This window comes from Paraburkholderia sp. RL17-373-BIF-A (assembly GCF_046030175.1).
GTDB lineage: Bacteria > Pseudomonadota > Gammaproteobacteria > Burkholderiales > Burkholderiaceae > Paraburkholderia.
The window spans coordinates 224,936-243,123 of sequence record NZ_JARESO010000001.1 but is presented as its reverse complement, the minus strand read 5'-3'; the positions used below and the strand labels follow the sequence as shown (position 1 = coordinate 243,123).

Annotated in this window: 13 protein-coding genes and 3 pseudogenes; 11 read left to right on the top strand and 5 right to left on the bottom strand. The window is 60.1% G+C overall.

The features are described 5' to 3' along the window. Entirely contained in the window at positions 1–3,321 is a 3,321-nt protein-coding gene (locus P0D80_RS01045) for an efflux RND transporter permease subunit (RefSeq protein ID WP_132375025.1), read from the top strand. A 104-nt stretch (positions 3,322–3,425) separates the two neighbouring features. On the opposite strand, the pseudogene P0D80_RS01040 reads toward P0D80_RS01045, so the two are convergent. Both P0D80_RS01040 and P0D80_RS52020 read right to left on the bottom strand, forming a co-directional pair. Continuing rightward, positions 3,426–3,827: pseudogene (locus P0D80_RS01040) on the bottom strand (IS30 family transposase); the annotation flags it as partial. Positions 3,828–3,849: 22 nt separating this feature from the next. After that, positions 3,850–3,939, bottom strand: a pseudogene (locus P0D80_RS52020) (hypothetical protein); the annotation flags it as partial. A 267-nt stretch (positions 3,940–4,206) separates the two neighbouring features. Here P0D80_RS52020 and P0D80_RS01035 point away from each other — a divergent pair. From P0D80_RS01035 to P0D80_RS01005, 7 genes and pseudogenes are all read left to right on the top strand, one after another. Further along, positions 4,207–5,757, top strand: a complete 1,551-nt coding sequence (locus P0D80_RS01035; protein WP_408280325.1) for a type VI secretion system Vgr family protein — start codon at positions 4,207–4,209, stop codon at positions 5,755–5,757. After that, on the top strand, positions 5,736–6,959 hold the full coding sequence (locus P0D80_RS01030; RefSeq protein ID WP_408280654.1) for a DUF2345 domain-containing protein: 1,224 nt from the start codon (positions 5,736–5,738) through the stop codon (positions 6,957–6,959). Before P0D80_RS01035 ends, P0D80_RS01030 begins: the two co-directional genes overlap by 22 nt. A gap of 38 nt (positions 6,960–6,997) precedes the next feature. Beyond that, on the top strand, positions 6,998–8,383 hold the full coding sequence (locus P0D80_RS01025) for an N-acetylmuramidase family protein (protein ID WP_408280323.1): 1,386 nt from the start codon (positions 6,998–7,000) through the stop codon (positions 8,381–8,383). Continuing rightward, positions 8,367–9,059: a hypothetical protein gene (locus P0D80_RS01020; RefSeq protein ID WP_408280321.1), complete on the top strand. Its 693-nt coding sequence runs from the start codon at positions 8,367–8,369 to the stop codon at positions 9,057–9,059. Before P0D80_RS01025 ends, P0D80_RS01020 begins: the two co-directional genes overlap by 17 nt. 950 nt (positions 9,060–10,009) lie before the next feature. After that, complete coding sequence (locus tag P0D80_RS01015; RefSeq protein WP_408280319.1) at positions 10,010–10,570, top strand: hypothetical protein; 561 nt, start codon at positions 10,010–10,012, stop codon at positions 10,568–10,570. Further along, positions 10,567–11,235, top strand: coding sequence for a hypothetical protein (locus tag P0D80_RS01010; protein WP_408179276.1), 669 nt, complete (start codon positions 10,567–10,569; stop codon positions 11,233–11,235). The genes P0D80_RS01015 and P0D80_RS01010 overlap by 4 nt, the downstream gene beginning before the upstream one ends. 82 nt (positions 11,236–11,317) lie before the next feature. After that, positions 11,318–11,553: pseudogene (locus P0D80_RS01005) on the top strand (PAAR domain-containing protein). Positions 11,554–11,791: 238 nt separating this feature from the next. Here P0D80_RS01005 and P0D80_RS01000 read toward each other — a convergent pair. From P0D80_RS01000 to P0D80_RS00990, 3 genes are all read right to left on the bottom strand, one after another. Further along, the gene (locus tag P0D80_RS01000) at positions 11,792–12,256 is read right to left on the bottom strand and encodes a hypothetical protein (RefSeq protein ID WP_408179277.1); all 465 of its coding nucleotides are present in this window, start codon (positions 12,254–12,256) and stop codon (positions 11,792–11,794) included. Positions 12,257–12,366: 110 nt separating this feature from the next. After that, positions 12,367–12,930, bottom strand: coding sequence for a peroxiredoxin (locus tag P0D80_RS00995; RefSeq protein WP_132375034.1), 564 nt, complete (start codon positions 12,928–12,930; stop codon positions 12,367–12,369). A 200-nt stretch (positions 12,931–13,130) separates the two neighbouring features. Further along, positions 13,131–14,276, bottom strand: a complete 1,146-nt coding sequence (locus P0D80_RS00990) for an EAL and HDOD domain-containing protein (protein WP_408280315.1) — start codon at positions 14,274–14,276, stop codon at positions 13,131–13,133. Between the two features lie 12 nt (positions 14,277–14,288). On the opposite strand from P0D80_RS00990, the gene P0D80_RS00985 reads away from it, so the two are divergent. From P0D80_RS00985 to P0D80_RS00975, 3 genes are all read left to right on the top strand, one after another. Then, positions 14,289–14,561 carry a hypothetical protein gene (locus P0D80_RS00985; RefSeq protein WP_408280312.1) on the top strand — a complete coding sequence of 91 codons (273 nt, stop codon included), beginning with the start codon at positions 14,289–14,291 and terminating at the stop codon, positions 14,559–14,561. A gap of 207 nt (positions 14,562–14,768) precedes the next feature. After that, positions 14,769–16,583 (top strand): putative bifunctional diguanylate cyclase/phosphodiesterase, encoded by a 1,815-nt coding sequence (locus P0D80_RS00980; protein ID WP_408179279.1) that lies wholly within the window; start codon positions 14,769–14,771, stop codon positions 16,581–16,583. Between the two features lie 115 nt (positions 16,584–16,698). Further along, the gene (locus tag P0D80_RS00975) at positions 16,699–18,156 is read left to right on the top strand and encodes an HDOD domain-containing protein (RefSeq protein ID WP_408256956.1); all 1,458 of its coding nucleotides are present in this window, start codon (positions 16,699–16,701) and stop codon (positions 18,154–18,156) included. Positions 18,157–18,188: the final 32 nt, after the last annotated feature.

The following is an 18,188-nucleotide window of genomic DNA, read 5'->3' as shown; positions in this document are numbered from 1 at the left end:
ATGAATCTGTCGCGTCCGTTTATCTCCCGCCCGGTCGCCACCACGCTGCTGGCGATCGGCATCGCGCTGGCCGGTATTTTCGCGTTCACGAAGTTGCCGGTGGCGCCGTTGCCACAGGTCGATTTCCCGACCATTTCGGTGCAGGCCACGCTGCCGGGCGCGAGTCCGGATACCGTGGCGACCAGCGTCGCCAGTCCACTTGAACGGCATCTCGGCTCGATCGCCGACGTCACCGAAATGACCTCGTCGAGTTCGGTCGGCTCGACGCGCATCACCATGCAGTTCGGCCTGAACCGCGACATCGACGGCGCCGCGCGCGACGTGCAGGCCGCCATCAATGCGGCGCGCGCCGATTTGCCGGCAAGCTTGCGCAGCAATCCGACGTACCACAAGGTCAATCCGGCCGATGCGCCGATCCTGATTCTGGCGCTCACGTCGAAAACGCTCACCGCCGGCCAGTTGTACGACTCCGCGGCCACCGTGCTGCAACAGTCTCTGTCGCAGGTGGACGGCGTCGGCGAAGTGGATGTGAGCGGCTCCGCCAACCCGGCCGTGCGTGTCGAACTCGAGCCGAATGCGCTCTCGCACTACGGCATCGGTCTCGAAGACGTGCGCGCGGCGCTCGCCGCGGCCAACGCGAACAGCCCGAAAGGCTCGATCGAATTCGGCCCGAACCGCGTGCAGATCTATACCAACGACCAGGCCAGCAAGGCGTCGCAATACAGGGACCTGGTCATTGCCTATCGCAACGGCGCGGCGGTGAAGCTCTCCGACGTGGCCGAGGTGGTCGATTCGGTCGAAGATCTGCGCAACCTCGGCCTCTTCAATGGCAAGCGTTCGGTGCTGGTGATTCTGTATCGCCAGCCGGGCGCGAACATCATCGACACCATCGACCGTGTGACGGCGATGCTGCCGCAACTGCACGCGTCGCTGCCCGCGGACGTCGACATCGCGCCGGCCGCCGACCGCTCCACCACGATCCGCGCGTCGCTGAAAGACACCGAGCGCACGCTGGTGGTCGCGGTCGCGCTGGTGGTGATGGTGGTGTTTCTGTTCCTGCGCAACTGGCGCGCCACGCTGATTCCGAGCGTGGCCGTGCCGATCTCGATCATCGGCACGTTCGGCGCGATGTATCTGCTCGGTTTCTCGATCGACAACCTCTCGCTGATGGCCTTGACCATCGCGACCGGCTTCGTGGTCGACGACGCGATCGTGGTGCTGGAGAACATCTCGAGACATATCGAGAACGGCGTGCCGCGCATGAAGGCGGCCTTTCTCGGCGCGCGCGAAGTCGGCTTTACCGTGCTGTCCATCAGCATTTCGCTGGTCGCCGTGTTCCTGCCGATTCTGCTGATGGGCGGCATTGTCGGGCGCCTGTTCCGCGAATTCGCGCTGACGCTTTCGCTCGCGATCGGCGTGTCGCTGATCGTCTCCCTGACGCTCACGCCGATGATGTGCTCGCGCCTTCTGCGCGAGCCGCACGAGCAAAAAGAAGAAGGACGTTTCGGCCGCTGGCTGGAACGCGGCTTCGCGTCGATGCAGCGCGGTTATGAGCGCACGCTCGGCTGGGCGCTGCTGCATCCGCGCCTGATCGTGACGATTCTGCTGCTGACCATTGGCCTGAACGTGTGGCTGTACATCATCGTGCCGAAGGGCTTCTTTCCGCAGCAGGACACGGGGCGGCTGATCGGCGGCATTCAGGCCGATCAGGCTACCTCGTTCCAGTCCATGAAAGGCAAGTTCGCGCAGATGATGGAGATCGTCGGCAAGAATCCGGCGGTGGAGAGTGTGGCCGGTTTCACCGGCGGGCGGCAGACCAATTCCGGCTTCATGTTCGTGACATTGAAGTCGAAGTCCGAGCGCAAGGCATCCGCAGATCAGGTGATCCAGCAACTGCGCGCGCCGCTCGGCGACGTCGCCGGCGCGCGGACTTTTCTACAGGCAGTGCAAGACATTCGCGTCGGCGGCCGGCAATCGAATGCGCAGTACCAGTTCACGCTGCTGGCCGATTCGACGCCCGACTTGTACCTGTGGGGACCCAAACTCACTGAGGCGCTGCAGGCGCGCCCCGAACTCGCGGATGTGAATTCCGACCAGCAGCAAGGCGGCCTCGAAGCGATGGTGACGATCGACCGCGCTACCGCCGCGCGCCTCGGCATCAAGCCGGCGCAGATCGACAACACCTTGTACGACGCGTTCGGCCAACGCCAGGTGTCGACGATCTATAACCCGTTGAATCAGTATCACGTTGTGATGGAAGTCGCGCCAAAGTACTGGCAGAGTCCGGACATGCTGAAGCAGATTTACATCAGCACGTCGGGCGGCAGCGCGAGCGGCGCGCAGACCACCAACGCGCCGGCGGGCACGGTGACAGCGGCGACCGCCGCCGCGACGACCTCGTCCACGAGCGCAACGACAGGCGGCACGGCGGGCACGACCGCATCGAGCGCGGCGAGCATTGCCGCCGACTCCGCGCGCAACCAGGCGATCAATTCGATCGCGGCGAGCGGCAAGTCGAGCGCTTCGTCGGGCGCGGCGGTGTCGACTGCGAAGGAAACCATGGTGCCGCTGTCGGCGATCGCGAGCTTCGGACCGGGCAGTACCCCGCTCTCCGTGAATCACCAGAGCCAGTTCGTGGCCTCGACGATTTCGTTCAATCTGCCGCCGGGCGTTTCGCTGTCGACGGCGACTCAGGCGATTTACGACACGATGGCGCAGATCGGCATGCCGGGGACTATCCACGGCAGTTTCCAGGGGACGGCGCAGGCGTTCCAGCAGTCGATGTCCGACCAGCCGATTTTGATTCTGGCCGCTTTGGCCGCCGTGTATATCGTGCTGGGGATGCTGTACGAGAGCTATATCCATCCGCTGACGATTCTGTCGACGCTGCCTTCGGCGGGTGTGGGCGCGTTGCTGGCGTTGCTGCTGTTCAAGACGGAGTTCAGCATCATCGCGTTGATCGGCGTGATTTTGCTGATCGGTATCGTGAAGAAGAACGCGATCATGATGGTGGATTTCGCAATTGAAGCGTCACGGCATGGTTTGTCGTCGCGGGATGCGATCCATCAGGCCTGTTTGCTGCGGTTCCGGCCAATCATGATGACGACTTTTGCTGCGTTGCTGGGGGCGCTGCCGCTTGCCTTTGGACGCGGTGAAGGCGCTGAGCTTCGCGCGCCGCTCGGGATTGCGATTGTTGGTGGGTTGATTGTCAGTCAGATGCTCACGCTTTATACGACGCCGGTTGTGTATCTTTATATGGATCGGATTCGGGTGAGGTGGGAGTCGAGGAAGGCTCGCCGTGCAGGTCCGGCTGCTACTTGATGGTTTTTTTACGCGGCTGGTTTTTTTTGGGTGTGAGGTTGGCCTTTCCTTGAGATCATAGTGGTCTATTAGCGTTGCCCCTGTGTGGGGCGGCGCCAATGGATTCAACCGGTCGATGCAACACCCAAAGTTTCCGCCAGTTTTTCGGCGGGTTCGTAAATTGCAAGGTCTGACGCGGGCTGTCGCAGAAGGCCATTCGTGTTCTCATTGCTGACTCGCTGCCGTGGGCTGTGCGGATCACAGAAATACACCTGCACGTCCGTAGCAATCGAGAAGTTCCTGTGGCTCGCCATCTCGGCCGCGGCCCCATGTCACGACCGAAGTAGTTTTGCCGGCAGTCTGTTGACCTGGTTTATCAGCGCGGACACCACGCTTGCCATGTCCTTGGACGCCAAGTTGACCAGCATCGCACAGCGCGAGTGCTGCTCCACCAGCGTGGCAATATAGGTGTTGTCCGAACCCGTCAGCGGATCGTGCGGGTAGCCGGGCAATGCCGCTGGTCCTATTCGCAACACGATAAACCGAACCCGGCTGGCGCTCGAGCATGCGTGCAATGGCACTCAGCGTCTCACCCTCGCGCCACATCTTCCAGATTTCGTTCTTCTGCTCTGCGCTCATCCAATGCTTTCTTGAATCCGCCGCGCCAGCCGGTCAGTATGCGCCGCGTCATACATTAAATAGTTCTCCATACTCGTGCTGTCCGTCAACCAGTCACCTGGTTATGCGAAGTACCTATCTATTTTTTTGTTTTGACCAGATTTTACAGTCGTCTTATATACGCCTCATAAAAGTCACTTTGATAATGGAGAAAGTGAAGTTTTGAACGGGGGTGGCGTATGAAGTCATGCGGAAGCCGGTTGTATCAGGTCAGTCCACGGAGGGGCCATGTATAGCCCCAACCAGTCACGCACCCTGAGCGTGTCGTGCAATGCGTTCCCGGTTGATCGCGGTGTGCCGGTCCTGTCTCCCGTGCGGCTACGGGGTACGGAGGCGCTCGGCAAGCTGTACAGATACACGCTGGACATGGCGACAACTTACTCGCCGGGGCTTTCCCAGTACAACACCAGATTGCAGATCGTCCCCGACAAACTGGTCGGCAAAGAAATCACCATTTCGATCGAGTTCGACGGGAAGGGAACATTCATTCCGGGGATGCCTGGCGATAGCGGCGCCGGAAGTGTCGGAGCGGGCGTCAGGACGATTACGGGGATCATCGCCAGAGTCGAGATGACCGGTGTCGATGATCGCCGCACGTACTACCGCCTTGTCGTGCGTCCCGCCCTGTGGCTGACCACAAAGACCTCGCGCAGTCGCATATTCCAGAACAGGAGCGTGCTGGATATCACGCGGGACGTGCTGCGCGAGCACCCGGTCCTGTTTGATGTGAAGGTGTCGGCACACGGACTGAAAAACGGCTATCCGGAACGCGACTTCGTCCGCCAGATGTGGGAGTCCGACTTCCATTTCCTGACCAGGCTTTGGCGCGAATGGGGAATTTATTACTTTGAGGATAACAACAGGCTGGTGCTATGCGATGGACCCGGTGTCCATGAGCCGCACAGGAATGCCTATGACTCGATCCGTTATCACGCGCCCGACGGTGCGCGTATCGACGAGGAACATATCCACAAGCTGAAGGCGTCACGCAGGATCACGGCGGCCAGGGTGACTGTTGTCGATTACGACTATACGCGTGGAGCGCAGAAATTCGTCGAGGAACATGATGCGTTCGGAGAACTGCACAAGGCCGAGGAGCGCCACTGGGGTGACTACTCGCAGCCCCTTGCCGGCGCAACGGGTCTGTCGGGCCAGCCGAACAACTATCTGGAGGAAGCACACTATCTCGCAGGCGTGCGCGCTCATGCGCTTTACTCGCGCAACGAACGTCTCAGGGGCCAGGGCAATCTGCTCGGCCTGAAGACGGGCAGGACGTGCTTTCTCACGGATCACCCGGAGTCAGATGTCAATGCCGAGTATCTGGTGCTGTCGACCACACTCGATATCCGCAACGTGAGCGAGACGACGATATCGGGCAAGACACTAGGCGCGGGCCAGTTCCGGTGCGTGACTGACTTCGTGCTGCAGTCGCCGAACCGGTTCTTCAGGAACAGGCCGAAGAAGAAGCCCCGCTGTTACGCCGAGACAGCCGTGGTGGTCGGTCCCAAGGACCAGACGACCTGGGTCGATGCGTACGGCCGGGTCAAGATCTGCTATCTGTGGGACGTGGACAGGCCGAAGGACGAGAATGCGAGCTGCTGGGTGCGCGTGTCCTCGCCGTGGCAGGGCAATTCGTTCGGCTCGATCTACGTGCCCCGTATCGGGCAGGAAGTGACGATCAACTACCACGAAGGCGACCCTGACAAGCCCTATATTGCCGACCGGATGGTCAACCGGTTCAGCAGCCACCGTGGTTACTGCCAGCCAACTACGCACTGAGCGGCACGCGGACGCAGGACCTGAAAGGGTTTCAGGCCAACCAGATCGTCGCCGACGATACGCCCGGCAAACTTCAGGTTCAGGTCAGCAGCGACCATGCGCAGTCACGGCTGATCGTCGGCTACAACACGCGCATCGACGGCAACAAGGGGCGCAAGGAAGCGCGGGGTGAAGGCTGGGAACTGGCGACGGACGCATGGGGCGTGCTGCGCGCCAATCAGGGCATGGTCATCAGTACCGAAACGCGCGCGGGCGCAACGGCCCCCGTCAAGGACATGGGCGAGACGGTGCAACGACTCACGCAGGCGCGCGAACTGCATGAGGATATGGCGGACGTCGCACGGCAGCACAACGCCCAGCAGGACGGCGCTGACCAGCGCGACGCCATTGGCAACATCAAGGCGCAGAACGATGCCATCCGTGGCAACGCGATAGCGGACGGCAATCCATTCCCGGAACTGGCGCGGCCCGACTTGGTGCTCGCGAGCGCGGCGGGGATCGGTATGACGGCGACGCAGAGCACCCATCTTGCAAGCAGGTATGACCTCGCGGTCACGACCGGGCGCGACGTGAGCATTGCATCGGGCAGTTCGTTGTTCGCTACCGTGCGTGGTGCCGTTTCCCTGTTCGCGTATCAGCTTGGCATGAGACTGATTGCGGCAAAAGGCAAGGTGGAGATTCAGGCGCAAAGCGACCAGATAGCGCTCACTGCATTAAAAGACGTGACGATCACCAGCACGGATGGCCGGGTTGTCATTACCGCCGCGAAGGAAGTGTTGATCGGCGCTGGCGGCTCGTACATACGGATTGCGGCGGATGGTATCGAGAATGGCACGCCTGGCCAGATTCTTGAGAAAGCCGCGTCGTGGGATGTGCCCGGGCCTGCAACGATGAGGATGCCATTGCCGCCCCTTCCGCTCAGCGCCTTGCCACAAGCCGCTGATCATCAATATAAGCAGGTCTTTGATATCAGCACGCTCGTTCCGGCCACCAGCATCGGCTCGTCGCTGGAGAGCCAGCCTTATCGCATCTACCTGTCAGACGGCACGATCCAGCAGCAGGGCATGTTGAAGGAAGGCGCTACGGTAGCCGTCCAGACGTCCAAGCCCACAAGAGTCAAATGCGAGATTGGCGCGGGTGATTGGGGGGTTGTCGAGCAAGGTTATGACGGCATCGAACTGGACGACCAGGACGAAGCGTAACTATCGGGCGATAACGTTGAACGCGCTGGAGGGAATCTGTGAATAAACCGCATCATAAAGGGAATGCGCCTACGCATCCGAAAGCTCCGCCAAGTCCGTTTGTCGAAGTGACTATTGTTTTCCGGGATGCACTGAATCACCCTATCGAGGGACTGGCCGTTCGGGTTGCAGCCGGAACCGGCGCACCGCCGGCTGCAGCCTGGACAATCGGACCCGAAACAGACGAGCCGGCGGTCCCGTTCGCGCCTGAGTCAGATACCCCTGCACCCGTGGCTACAGTGAACAACAGTACCGACGCAGTGACGGACAGGGACGGATACGCGATAACGATCCATAACGCCGCGCGCGACCAGCCGCTTGATGTGCTGGTCAGGAACCGACACGGGCAATATGTACTCAAGGCCACGGTAACGCCGACGAAGGACATAGTGGCCTACGCGATCACTAGTCCCGAATATCACCTGGAGGCAGTACCGCAACTTACGCCCAAGGATGCATTCGAACAGGACCTGGCGATTCCGGTAATGAAAGACGGCGAAATCATGACGATGCATCGACTGGTTAACGAGTTCGGCCCTTACATAGGGTCCGCTCAAAAGGTCACGGAGCAGGGAAAGGTGAAAAAGGACTTTCCGACGAAAAAAAAGGAAGTACAGACCGATCCCGCGACCGAGAGACCCAAAACCTCAATCACGATTGAGCATCATTATCGCGTAGTCGATACAGGAATGCCGCACACCATTGCCATAAATCTGCTTACATCCAGGTTAAACTTCCCAAAGACCTTGGATATTTCTGATGCGAAGTACGCCGAGATTGCGAGGAAAATAAATTGTGAAGTTGCTGCTGTTAGGGCTGTCGCCGAGACTGAATCGTCGGGATCAGGATTTTGCGATAATGGGTTGCCAAAAATTCGATTCGAGCGTCATTACTTTTTAAGAGCGTCATTGCCTGAGAATAAAAGGGCGAGTGGCGTTTGGCAGAAGCAAAAAAATCCTTTCCCAAAAGTGCCTGATTTGTCCTGGCCCAAATCAGGAGGCTACAGCGTCGGCGAGCCCTTAGACGATGGGACTTGGACACATAGCGACAGAGACGTTATGTATCAGTACGAGCGCATGATAAGAGCCGCGAATCTCAATTCCGACGCCGCATTAATGGCATGTTCGTGGGGGGCATTTCAGGTAATGGGATGCTTCTACAAGGAGTGCGGGTACTCTTCGCCGGAAGCTCTCGCAAATAGCGTAATGACCGGCATCAACGAACAGTTGGATTTATTCTTTGCTTATGTTTCATATGTCAGCCCAATAGCTCTAGACGCGCTCAAACACAAGAATTGGCAAAGTTTCGCGCAAGCCTATAATGGCGCGGACTGCCCCCCGTCCTACGCTGCAACCATGAAGAAAAATTATGACAAATATAAGTAAATTTGGACGCCTGTGCTCGGTGGCATTGGCTGCACTTGCTTGCAGTTCGGCTATATCTGCCGAGGCATTTATTTTCGACAACCCTTTCTTGGTGGCAATGCACTCTGGAAATAGTATCTATGGATACTATGACTCCCGGGATGAAAGATTTTCGTGTTCATTTCTTTTTTCAGGAATTGGTAAAATCAAAAAAATAAATGAAGGATTTTCTAACCAAATAGACATTGAAACATATAGCTTCGACTTTCAGCGAACCTCTTTCGCTTACAAGGACAGGGACAAGCTGTTCGATGTATCGGGAGATTTATTTATTAGGTCTGGAAAATGGGTTATTAGAACGAAAAAGCCTCAGGGTGCATGCAACGGCATCGGAGCCGATTTCGGGAAAGCTCCCGACGATCCCGCTGTGACGCAATTCTCAGTCGAGAAGCAAATTGACGTTATCGGGATTGGAATTGCGAATAAAAAAACCTTTTTCTATCGCAAGCCAGGTGCAGGAAAAGAGAATCGATTTCTGTTGAGAGGAGATATTGCGCTAATAATTTCGAAGCACGGGGACTATACCTATGTCCGGTTTGCGAACCCCAATACCGTTTCGTCGTCCCGCGATCCTGTTATTACCGGATGGATACGGTCAGTCGATCTGAAAAACCCTCTCCCGCCCGTCGGCCGCTAGTCGGCCGCTAGTCGGCCGCTAGTCGGCCGCTAGTCGGCCGCTAGTCGCAAAGTATCGTGCATTCGATATTTAAGCAAGGATCAACTTTATGATCGACCTTTACGGATGATGGCTGTGTCGTCATCCGGCACGACACGGAAATCGGCGAAGGCGATCACGCGAAGATTACCTACTACTCGGTATACATGCACATGCAGCAGGTGCTTTCGTCCCTTGCGGTGGGCAAGAAAATATACCGCAAGGACCTTATCGGCACCCGGCCAGATTTACGGGCGGTTTCCACAGATCCATTTCGAAATCGTCTGTGACGAGGCAAATCTGAGGAAGATGATCGGGCGCGCCCCTGGATCGCTGGGCAACAGTCCCGCGCGCACGGACGCGGTCTACGGCGACGTGTGGTTCTTCGTCCCTCGCGGCACAAAGCTCTTTGCGAATGAGCCTCACCCGTATCGTGAGGACGATAGCTTTCCGGCTATTGCGACGCTGTATCCCCAGGCGCCTCTCGTTCCGGCTGGAACCAGTCGCGATCTGGTTATCCGCATGCATTACGAGAAGGACTGCACGCTGACGACCTACCGGCAGAATATGGATGGGAGTTGGGCCGTTTGCGGCGCAACGCCTGCGGAAAGCGAGGCAGAGTACAACTTGTACCGGCGGGCCACTAGCCTCCACGGGCGCTTTACGGACAGCAGTCTGGCAGCGATCCCGATCTGCCGCACGAAAGCGAAATCTGGCATTTTCCACCGACGGCGTTTATCCGCCATTTCAGAACCTGCGGATGGTTCAGCAAATCCGAGTTCGGCAAAATCTACACTGCCGCCAATGCTCCCGCGATCGCAAAATATCTTGTCAGCATCAACAAGACATTCCGCAAGTACCGCATCAGCAGCGGATTGCGTCAGGCACATTTCCTCGCGCATTCGTCGGTAGAATCCGGCCAACTCCACTACATGAGCGAACTATATAACGGTGATCCATTTGAGTATTTTCGGCGGTATGAACGCGCGAAGAATTATGTTGGCTGGTTGGGTAACGTCGAATGGAACGACGGCGGAAAATTCAGGGGGCGAGGATTCAAACAACTTACCGGTCGCGCGAACTATGGGATGTACTTCTCTTACCGCGGGTGGGTCGCTCCGCAGAGCGTCGGGGCTAGATGGTGGCACGACCCTCGATGGTGGGGATTCAATCCGCCGTACTCGTCCGGGCAGCATGCAAACCTGCTGCCAATTCACGACACGACCACGATCGCGTCTCTCGTCGCATCTCTAAAGCCGCCAGTTATTGACAACCCAGAGGTCGTAGCGGACGAGCCCCTGACGTCAATTGATACGACTGGTTTTTTCTGGGCCAACAATCGACTTTTACCAATCGCGGACAGCGACAACGTAATCCAACTAACGAACAAAGTGCGCCGGGACCACGCGCAGTCGCCTTCCGACTTTCCGGCAGATGCGCATTTTGATCAGCGTCAATCAGAAACATTGAGAATCAAAGGGATTCTGTTATGAAAAAGATATGGATTGGCATTTTGATTGCTTGCGGACCCTTGTTGCCGGTATCTGCGCAGGATGTTCAAGGAACTTCTATAACCGTAGCCGTTGAAAACGCGAAGTATGTTTTCTCCTGCAACGGTGCCTCCGGTGCTCAATCCATTGCAGTGTCACTGTTGGAGGCGCACGGGGGTGATCAGCGGCTAGTCGGGCCGCAGCGCTTGGATGACGCAGACGATTGTTCGCAAGTGACGTGGACAACGCAGCCAGCCAGTGAATCGGGTGCCCAACTCGTCATGGCCAACCCAGGACAGTTAGGCCTCAATGCACAGATGCTGGTGTACTACGCCGACAAAGACGGCGTTGAGTTTTCTGGATATTTGCCAGTGGCGGCTGATACGTTGACGCCCGGCCAGTTTCGGGTTGTCGGCGCCGACGCCTATGGAGAGTGGGAGCGCACATACGCTTTCAAGAACCACAAATTGAATGTTGCTCAAGAGTTGCTCCTTGTGCAGTCGGGAACAGTATGTGTAGAGCGCAGTGGAACCGTGAAAACGAATCTTCCGTGTGCTGGGTCGACGATTAAGGCAAGCGCAAAAAGCCCGGTTTGTGTCATACAGCAAGATGGCAGAGCGACATTGGCGGCGTCGCGCACCTGTTCGTCGCTAACGTTGCGGCGATGACTGCGTGATCAACCCTTGATTATTCGGGTTCTTCACTGCGTCAATTCGTCGATGCTCCGTCTGCTCCTAACGGTGCAAACCCATGATTGACCTTATCCGACTCGGCGACACCACCGACCACGGCGGCGAAGTCATCACAGCCTCCCAAACCATGGCGTGGCCCGCGAGGGTGACCTCGTCGAGTGCCTGCTGCATCCTGAAGTCCAGCCGAATATCATTATCGAAGGCGACAGGAGGATCACGGATCGCGGGATTCCCGTCGCGCGACAAGGGCATCGCGCAAAGTGTGGATGCAGCCTGATTTCGAGTCTGGTATGAATGGCGAGCCATGCGCCGATTGCCATCACCGATAACTGTCGCAGAAGACCATTCGCGTTCTCATTGCTGCCTCGCTGCCGTGGGAACAAGCTTGCCGCGCGCCTGAATGGCAGACCGCATCAGACCTTGCAATGTATGAACCCCGCCGAAAAACTGACGGAAATGTTAGGTGTTGCATCGACCGGTTGAACCCGCCAATGGCCAACACGGCAAAGCAAACAACCAAAAAAACCCAACCCTAAAGCCTCTGCTCCATAGCAAGCACCAAAATCCGCGCCCATTGTTTAGCCTGCCGCTCATCTCGCATAGGCAAAACCCAAACCTGATGCTTAGGATCCTTGACCTTCAAAACAACCTGCCACTGGGCACCGGGCCGCTGCACCTCTGCCCCAAGCAAGTCAGCAAAAATATAAGCACCCTGCTCTTCGCCCAAACGAATCTCACAAAGCCGCTTGTCGGCAGCGAGCCGCACCGCCCCCCAACTCCCCTTGAGTTCGTGAGTCCAGTCTCCATCCCGAACATTCGCTGCGACTTCTTTCCGACGACGCCACCAATAAGCCAGGGCGGCTACCACGAGCAGGGCAGCCAGCACCGCAACGCCAATAGCAACACCCAGCCCAAAAGCCGCCTGCAAGGCATAAAACGCCCGCACCGCGCCATACCCCAGCGCGATAAGCGCAATCAACGCAACGATAATCGGCATCGCAAGCTCACAAGGCAAAAAACTCAGCCTAGCACGAGCGACGCCCACCTCTCGCCGCAAGAGCACCGCAAGAAACCATTGCGAAAATCACGCGGCGCCCAGCTTGAGCATTAAGGCTGCTTATGCGTCGCAGCCCAATCCTTCACCGCCTTCAGCGTATTCTCGACATGCTTCTCCGGCGACAGGCTCGTGTACTCGTAGATGATCTTGCCATCCGGCGCGATCACATACGACACGCGATTGGCCATCGACGCGTGCATCGGCAAGCCCGCGTCATACTCGCCGATCACCTTCGAATCGGCATCGGCCGCGACCGGGAATTTGCTGCGGCACTCGCTCACCGAAAACTTCGTCAGGGTGTCGATGTTGTCGTGTGACACGCCGATCACCGTCGCGCCATATTTCTTGTACTCATCGACGGCTTCGGCAAACTCGTGGGCCTCGATCGTGCAGCCCTTGGTGAAGGCCGCCGGATAGAAATACACGACCACCGGCCCTTTCTTCAGTTCGTCGGCCAGCGAATAGGTGTAGGTCTTGCCGCCCAGCGAAGCCTGCGCGGTGAATGCCGGCGCCACGTCGCCCGGCTTGAGGGTCGCCGAGGCCGTCAGCGAATGCATGGCGAATCCGACCGACACGGCGGCGACCAGTGCCGCCGATATGAATTTCTTCTTCATCTGCTTTTCTCCAGGCGTGGATGCACGCGGTTCGTTCAATGAACCCAAGGCCGATGCGTTCAGGAGAACGTCGGCCAACTTCGCTATTGGACCACGTACTCACAAGGTACGTCAGAACCAGCCTGAAGGATGCAGAAGTCGTTGCCGTGAACGCGGCCAGCGCAAACGCAGGGAAAGCGCGCGATCGGCCAGTCCGCCCGTCAGGCGGCCGCTTCGGTATGCGCGCCGAACCATGCCGCAGCCGACAGATTCAGCTCGGCCAGCACCTCGGGGGTAAAGGCCACGAAACCGCCCGGCGCGTCGGGGCCCAGCGCGATCGATGCCGCATCGACGCCCTCGCCGGCTGCCTCGGCGAGGCGCAGCAAGGTGCCCAGCTCGCCGCGCCGCGACACGATCGCTTCGCGAATCTGCGGCGCGAGGCCGAGTTTCTCCAGCGCCGCGCCCGGCGAACTGCCGAGCACCACGTGAATCAGGGAAAAAATTCCGGTCATGAACGCGGCATCGGCGAATCCGTCGTCGGCGGGGCGCAGCCAGGCTGCGGCCAGCTCCATGAAGCGCGAGCGCGTCCCCGCCAGTTGCACCAGCGGATCGGCGCGCCACGGCAGGTCACCGGTGTCGGCGTAAAGCAGCAGTTGCGCCCACCGCGCAATCTGCCGCGTGCCAGTGGCAATGATCGCCTCGCGCAGCGACGCGATATTGCGCCCCAGCCCGAATGCGCTCGAATTGACGAGGCGCAGCAGCTGCACCACCACGCTCGGGTTCAGCTTGAGCTCCGCTTCGAGCTCGACGATGCCGGCATCGCGCGACAGCAACGCCAGCAGACGCAGCAGGCCCGGCCGCGGCGAGCGGTTGCGCGGCGCGGCCAGCACCTGCGGCCGCGCGAAAAAGTAGCCTTGAAACAGATCGAAGCGGAGTTCACGCGCGAGCGCGAAGTCCTCGCGCGTCTCGACCTTTTCGGCGATCAGCGTCTTGCCCTGCCCGCGCACCAGCGCCGCCAGGTCCGGCAGCACGGCGCGGTCGGTCTGCAGAAAGTCGATCTTGACGATGTCGGCGTGCGGCAGCGCGCCGATCAGCTCGTCGGACAGTTCGCTCACGTCGTCGAGCGCCACCTGAAAGCCGGCGCGGCGCAGCTCGCCCAGACGGCGGACCAGTTGCGCGTCGAATTTCACGGTCTCGAGGATTTCGAGCACGAACCGCTCGGGCGGCATCAGATGGACGATGTCGTTAAAGAGCAGCGCACGGTCGATATTGACGAAGCCGCGATGCTGGCCCAGCACCGTCGGCACGCCGATCCCGCCGATCGCGCGCGCCACCACCTGCGCCGTCGCCTGGGCGTCGTCGGTCACTTCGGCGTAGTTATGCGCACCGGCTCGAAACAACAATTCGTAAGCATTGAGCGCGCCGTCGCGATCGAGGATCGGCTGGCGGCCCAGATAGACGAATTGCGTGGCGGGCAGCGGTTCAGCGCCTTCGGCGGTTGCGTCGAGCACCTCGATGTGCCGGGCAGTGGCCTTGGCTTGATGGTGTTCAGACATGGAGCATCGGGGCAAGTGTTCGGTAAGCTACGCAGCAGCGACGTCTCAGCCGGCACTGCACAACAGAGGTATGTCCTATTAACGGACATCGAGTAGCCGCACTTTAACTGAATCGGTCCCGGGCCGCCGCCAAGCCGCGCAAGCGTTTCCTTACCACGTGTTTTTTACAGCAGGCGCTAAAGATTTCCCCGCAGGGGTCGTTATCTCGTTCTGATGGGGCGGCCTGATACCTCTCAACCGCCCTTAAACGGCGGGCAGTGAGCCGCCCCGCCTGCAGACGAATACAGGTTGCCAGCGATAAACATGGAAGCGAACAGGATCACCGCGCCCCGCCGGGGCTCCTTGCGCACGGTCATCGACCGGCTTCGTGCGTTCGGCCGGCGCGTGGACGGCAAACCGCAGACGGCCGCAAGCCGCGCTGCGCAACTGGAACAGGTGGTCGGCGCCGTCGACCTGCTGGCGCACGTCGACGACGAACTGCGCTTCATCTATGTGTCCGAGGCCAGCCTGCGCTTCATCGGCTATCACCGCGAGTATCTCGAGACCATCACGCTGCACGACCTGGTAGCGCCGGCGGACGTGCCCCGGCTCGACACCCTGCTGACCCGCGCCGCCGTCTCGGGCAACGTCGAGAAGGCCACACTCGGCCTGATCAAGTCGCTCACTTACCCGATCACCGTCGAACTGCGCGTGGTGCGCAGCAGCCACGACGGCACCGAAGGCTATGCGATCGCCGGTTTCGACGTGTCGGCCTGGCGCGCCACCGAGGAACGCCTGACCCAGGCGCTGCATCTTGACCGCCTGACCAATCTGGCCAACCAGTCGGCGCTGATCCCGGCGCTGCTCGACGCCCAGCAGCAAGCCGACGCGCACGGCACGCCGGCCGCGCTGCTGCTGCTCGACCTCGACGACTATCAGCGCGTGAATCGCGCGCTCGGCTACGACGCCGGCGACGAAATGCTGCGCGACACCTCGCGCCGCATACTGAATATGACGAGCCCGAGCGAGACCGTGGCGCGCGTGGCGAGCGACGAGTTCGCGATCCTCGTGAAGCCCGCCGCCAGCCGCACCGACGCGGCGGCCGCCGCCGAAACGCTGGCGCGGCGCCTCTTGACCGCGATCCAGCAGCCGTATGTGTTCAACGGCCAGCAGGTGCATCTGTCGGCGAGCATCGGCATCGCGCTCTATCCCGACGTGCGCCACGCCAACGACACAGCCGCCCACGACACCCACCTGCTGCGCTGGGCCGACCACGCCCTCTTGCAGGCCAAGGCGGCCGGCGGCAACACGCTCGCCTTCTACGTCCCCGACGACAACCCCGCCGACGCCGAACGCCTTAAGCTGGAGGCCGACCTCTACGACGGTGTGCGCAACGGCGAGTTCTCGCTACACTTCCAGCCGATCACGAGCAGCCGCACGCACGGCGTGGTCGGCGTGGAAGCGCTGATCCGCTGGTTGCATCCGGTGCACGGACTGGTGCCGCCGTCCATGTTCATCCCACTTGCTGAGTCGATCGGCCTGATCAACTTCCTCGGCAACTGGGTGTTGAAGGTGGCCTGCATGCAGTTGATCCAGTGGGACGCGAAAGGCATCGCGTTGCAATACGTGGCCGTGAACGTGTCGCCGCAGCAGTTCCGCGATCCGCGCTTCAAGGACTCCGTGCGCGAGGCGATCGAGTTGACCGGCATCGATCCGCGCCGCCTCGTGTTCGAGATTACCGAAAGCCTGCTGATGCACGACCCGGCGCATGCCAAGGGCCTGCTCGAAGACCTGACGGCAATGGGCATCCGCTTTGCGGTCGACGACTTCGGCACCGGCTATTCGAGCCTGGCTTACCTGCAACGCTTCCCGCTGGCCAAGCTCAAGATCGACAGGAGTTTTGTCGAGAATCTGCTAACCTCCCGGAACGATCAGGCAATCGTTAGCGCTGTCGTGGGCCTCGCTCAGACACTGGATCTCGAACTGGTGGCCGAGGGCGTCGAAACGGAAGCGCAGCGCACCCTGCTCACCGAGATGGGATGCGACCACATCCAGGGGTGGCTCGTCTGCAAGGCGCTGCCCTCCGACGAACTCGCGCAGCGTTTCGAAGCGCGCACGCTTCACTTGCACAGCGCATAGCAATGCAGGCAAAGCACTCATGTAGCGGCTCATGTGCCTGCTCATGCAGCGGAACAAGCCGGCCTCTGGCCGGCGTGGCACTCATTGGAACATGTATGGCTTTGGCGGGACTCACATGGTAAAGGCGGCGGTGCTCGACCGGCTCTGGACGCGAATGAGCGAGCGCGGCGATTTCCCCATGCTGTCGCAATCGCTGCGCTCCACCATGGCGGCGATGAACAATGACGACCTCGACTTCACCGGCCTCGTGCAGGTGGTGTTGTCCGACTTCGCGCTGACGCAAAAAGTGCTGCGGCTCGCCAACTCGGCCATGTACATGGCGTTCGGCGGCAACATCACGACCGTGTCGCGCGCGCTGATGGTGCTCGGCATGGACGCGGTCGGCCATCTCGTGGTCGGCCTGAAGATCGTCGATCACTTCCATCACAGCGCGCCGCGCCGCATCGACGCAAAACTCGAACTGAACCGCACGCTGCTGTCGGGCTGCGTCGCGCGCAAGCTGACCGAACGCGGCGATCTGCGCGCGGGTGAAGAAGCCGTGGTCTGCACGCTGATGCGGCAGATCGGTAAGCTGCTGGTGGTGTTCTATCTCGACGCCGAATGGGATCAGATTCGCCGCCATATCGACGACGGCACGCTCGAAGCCGACGCCTGCGTGCTGGTGCTCGGCGTGACCTTCGACGAAATCGGCGCCGAAGCCGCCGTGCGCTGGCGTCTGCCCGACATGATCCGCTCCGGCATGGGCGAGTTCGACCCGCAAGACGTCACGCAGCCGCGCCAGGTGCAGTGGCTACGCGCCATCACCAATTACTCGACGGCGGTCGCCGACGTGCTCACCCAGCAGAACATGCCGGACTGGGAGCGCGAGCAACGCATCGCCGAACTGGCGCAGGAATATAGCGGCGCGCTCAACACCGATCCGGAAGTGCTGCTCGAAATGAGTGTGGCGCTCGCCCGCGAGGAAGGCGGCGACGGCGTGATGCGCGAAATCGTCGAGTTGCGCGCCAATGCGGATGCGATCGCGCGCGAGGCGCTCAATCCCGAGGCCCGCATCGCGGTGGGCGTCGAAGATCTGCGCGGCCTGCCCGACGGCAGTCCACTCCAGCCGGCGCTGGCGATGGCCGCGGAAACGCTGCTCGCAGGCCTCGGCTTTGCGCGCACCGTGGTGTTCGTCAAGCACAGCAACGGCACCTTCAAGGCGCGCCTCGGTCTCGGGCCGAAGATCGACGCGGCGTTGCCCAAGCTAACCTTCAATACCGCCTTCGAGCCCGACGTGTTTCATCTGGCGATCGCGAACTCGGTGGGCATTTTCATCGAGAACGCACGCGACCCGAAGATGGTCGCGCGCCTGCCCGAATGGTTCCGCCGCTCATTCGACGACGCCCGCGCCTTCGTGCTGCTGCCGGTCGTCGATGAAAGCGACACGACCGTGGCGCTGCTCTACGGCGACTGGTCGCATAGTCAGGAGCCACGGCGCATCTCACAGAAAGAGATGAGCGTGTTGAATGAACTGGCCAAGGAGTTAGGCCGTTTTTTCGGCTTGGGGCAGATGCGGGAAATGGAGACGATGTGAAGACCTGGCGTGATCGTTGATCACGGCGCTTC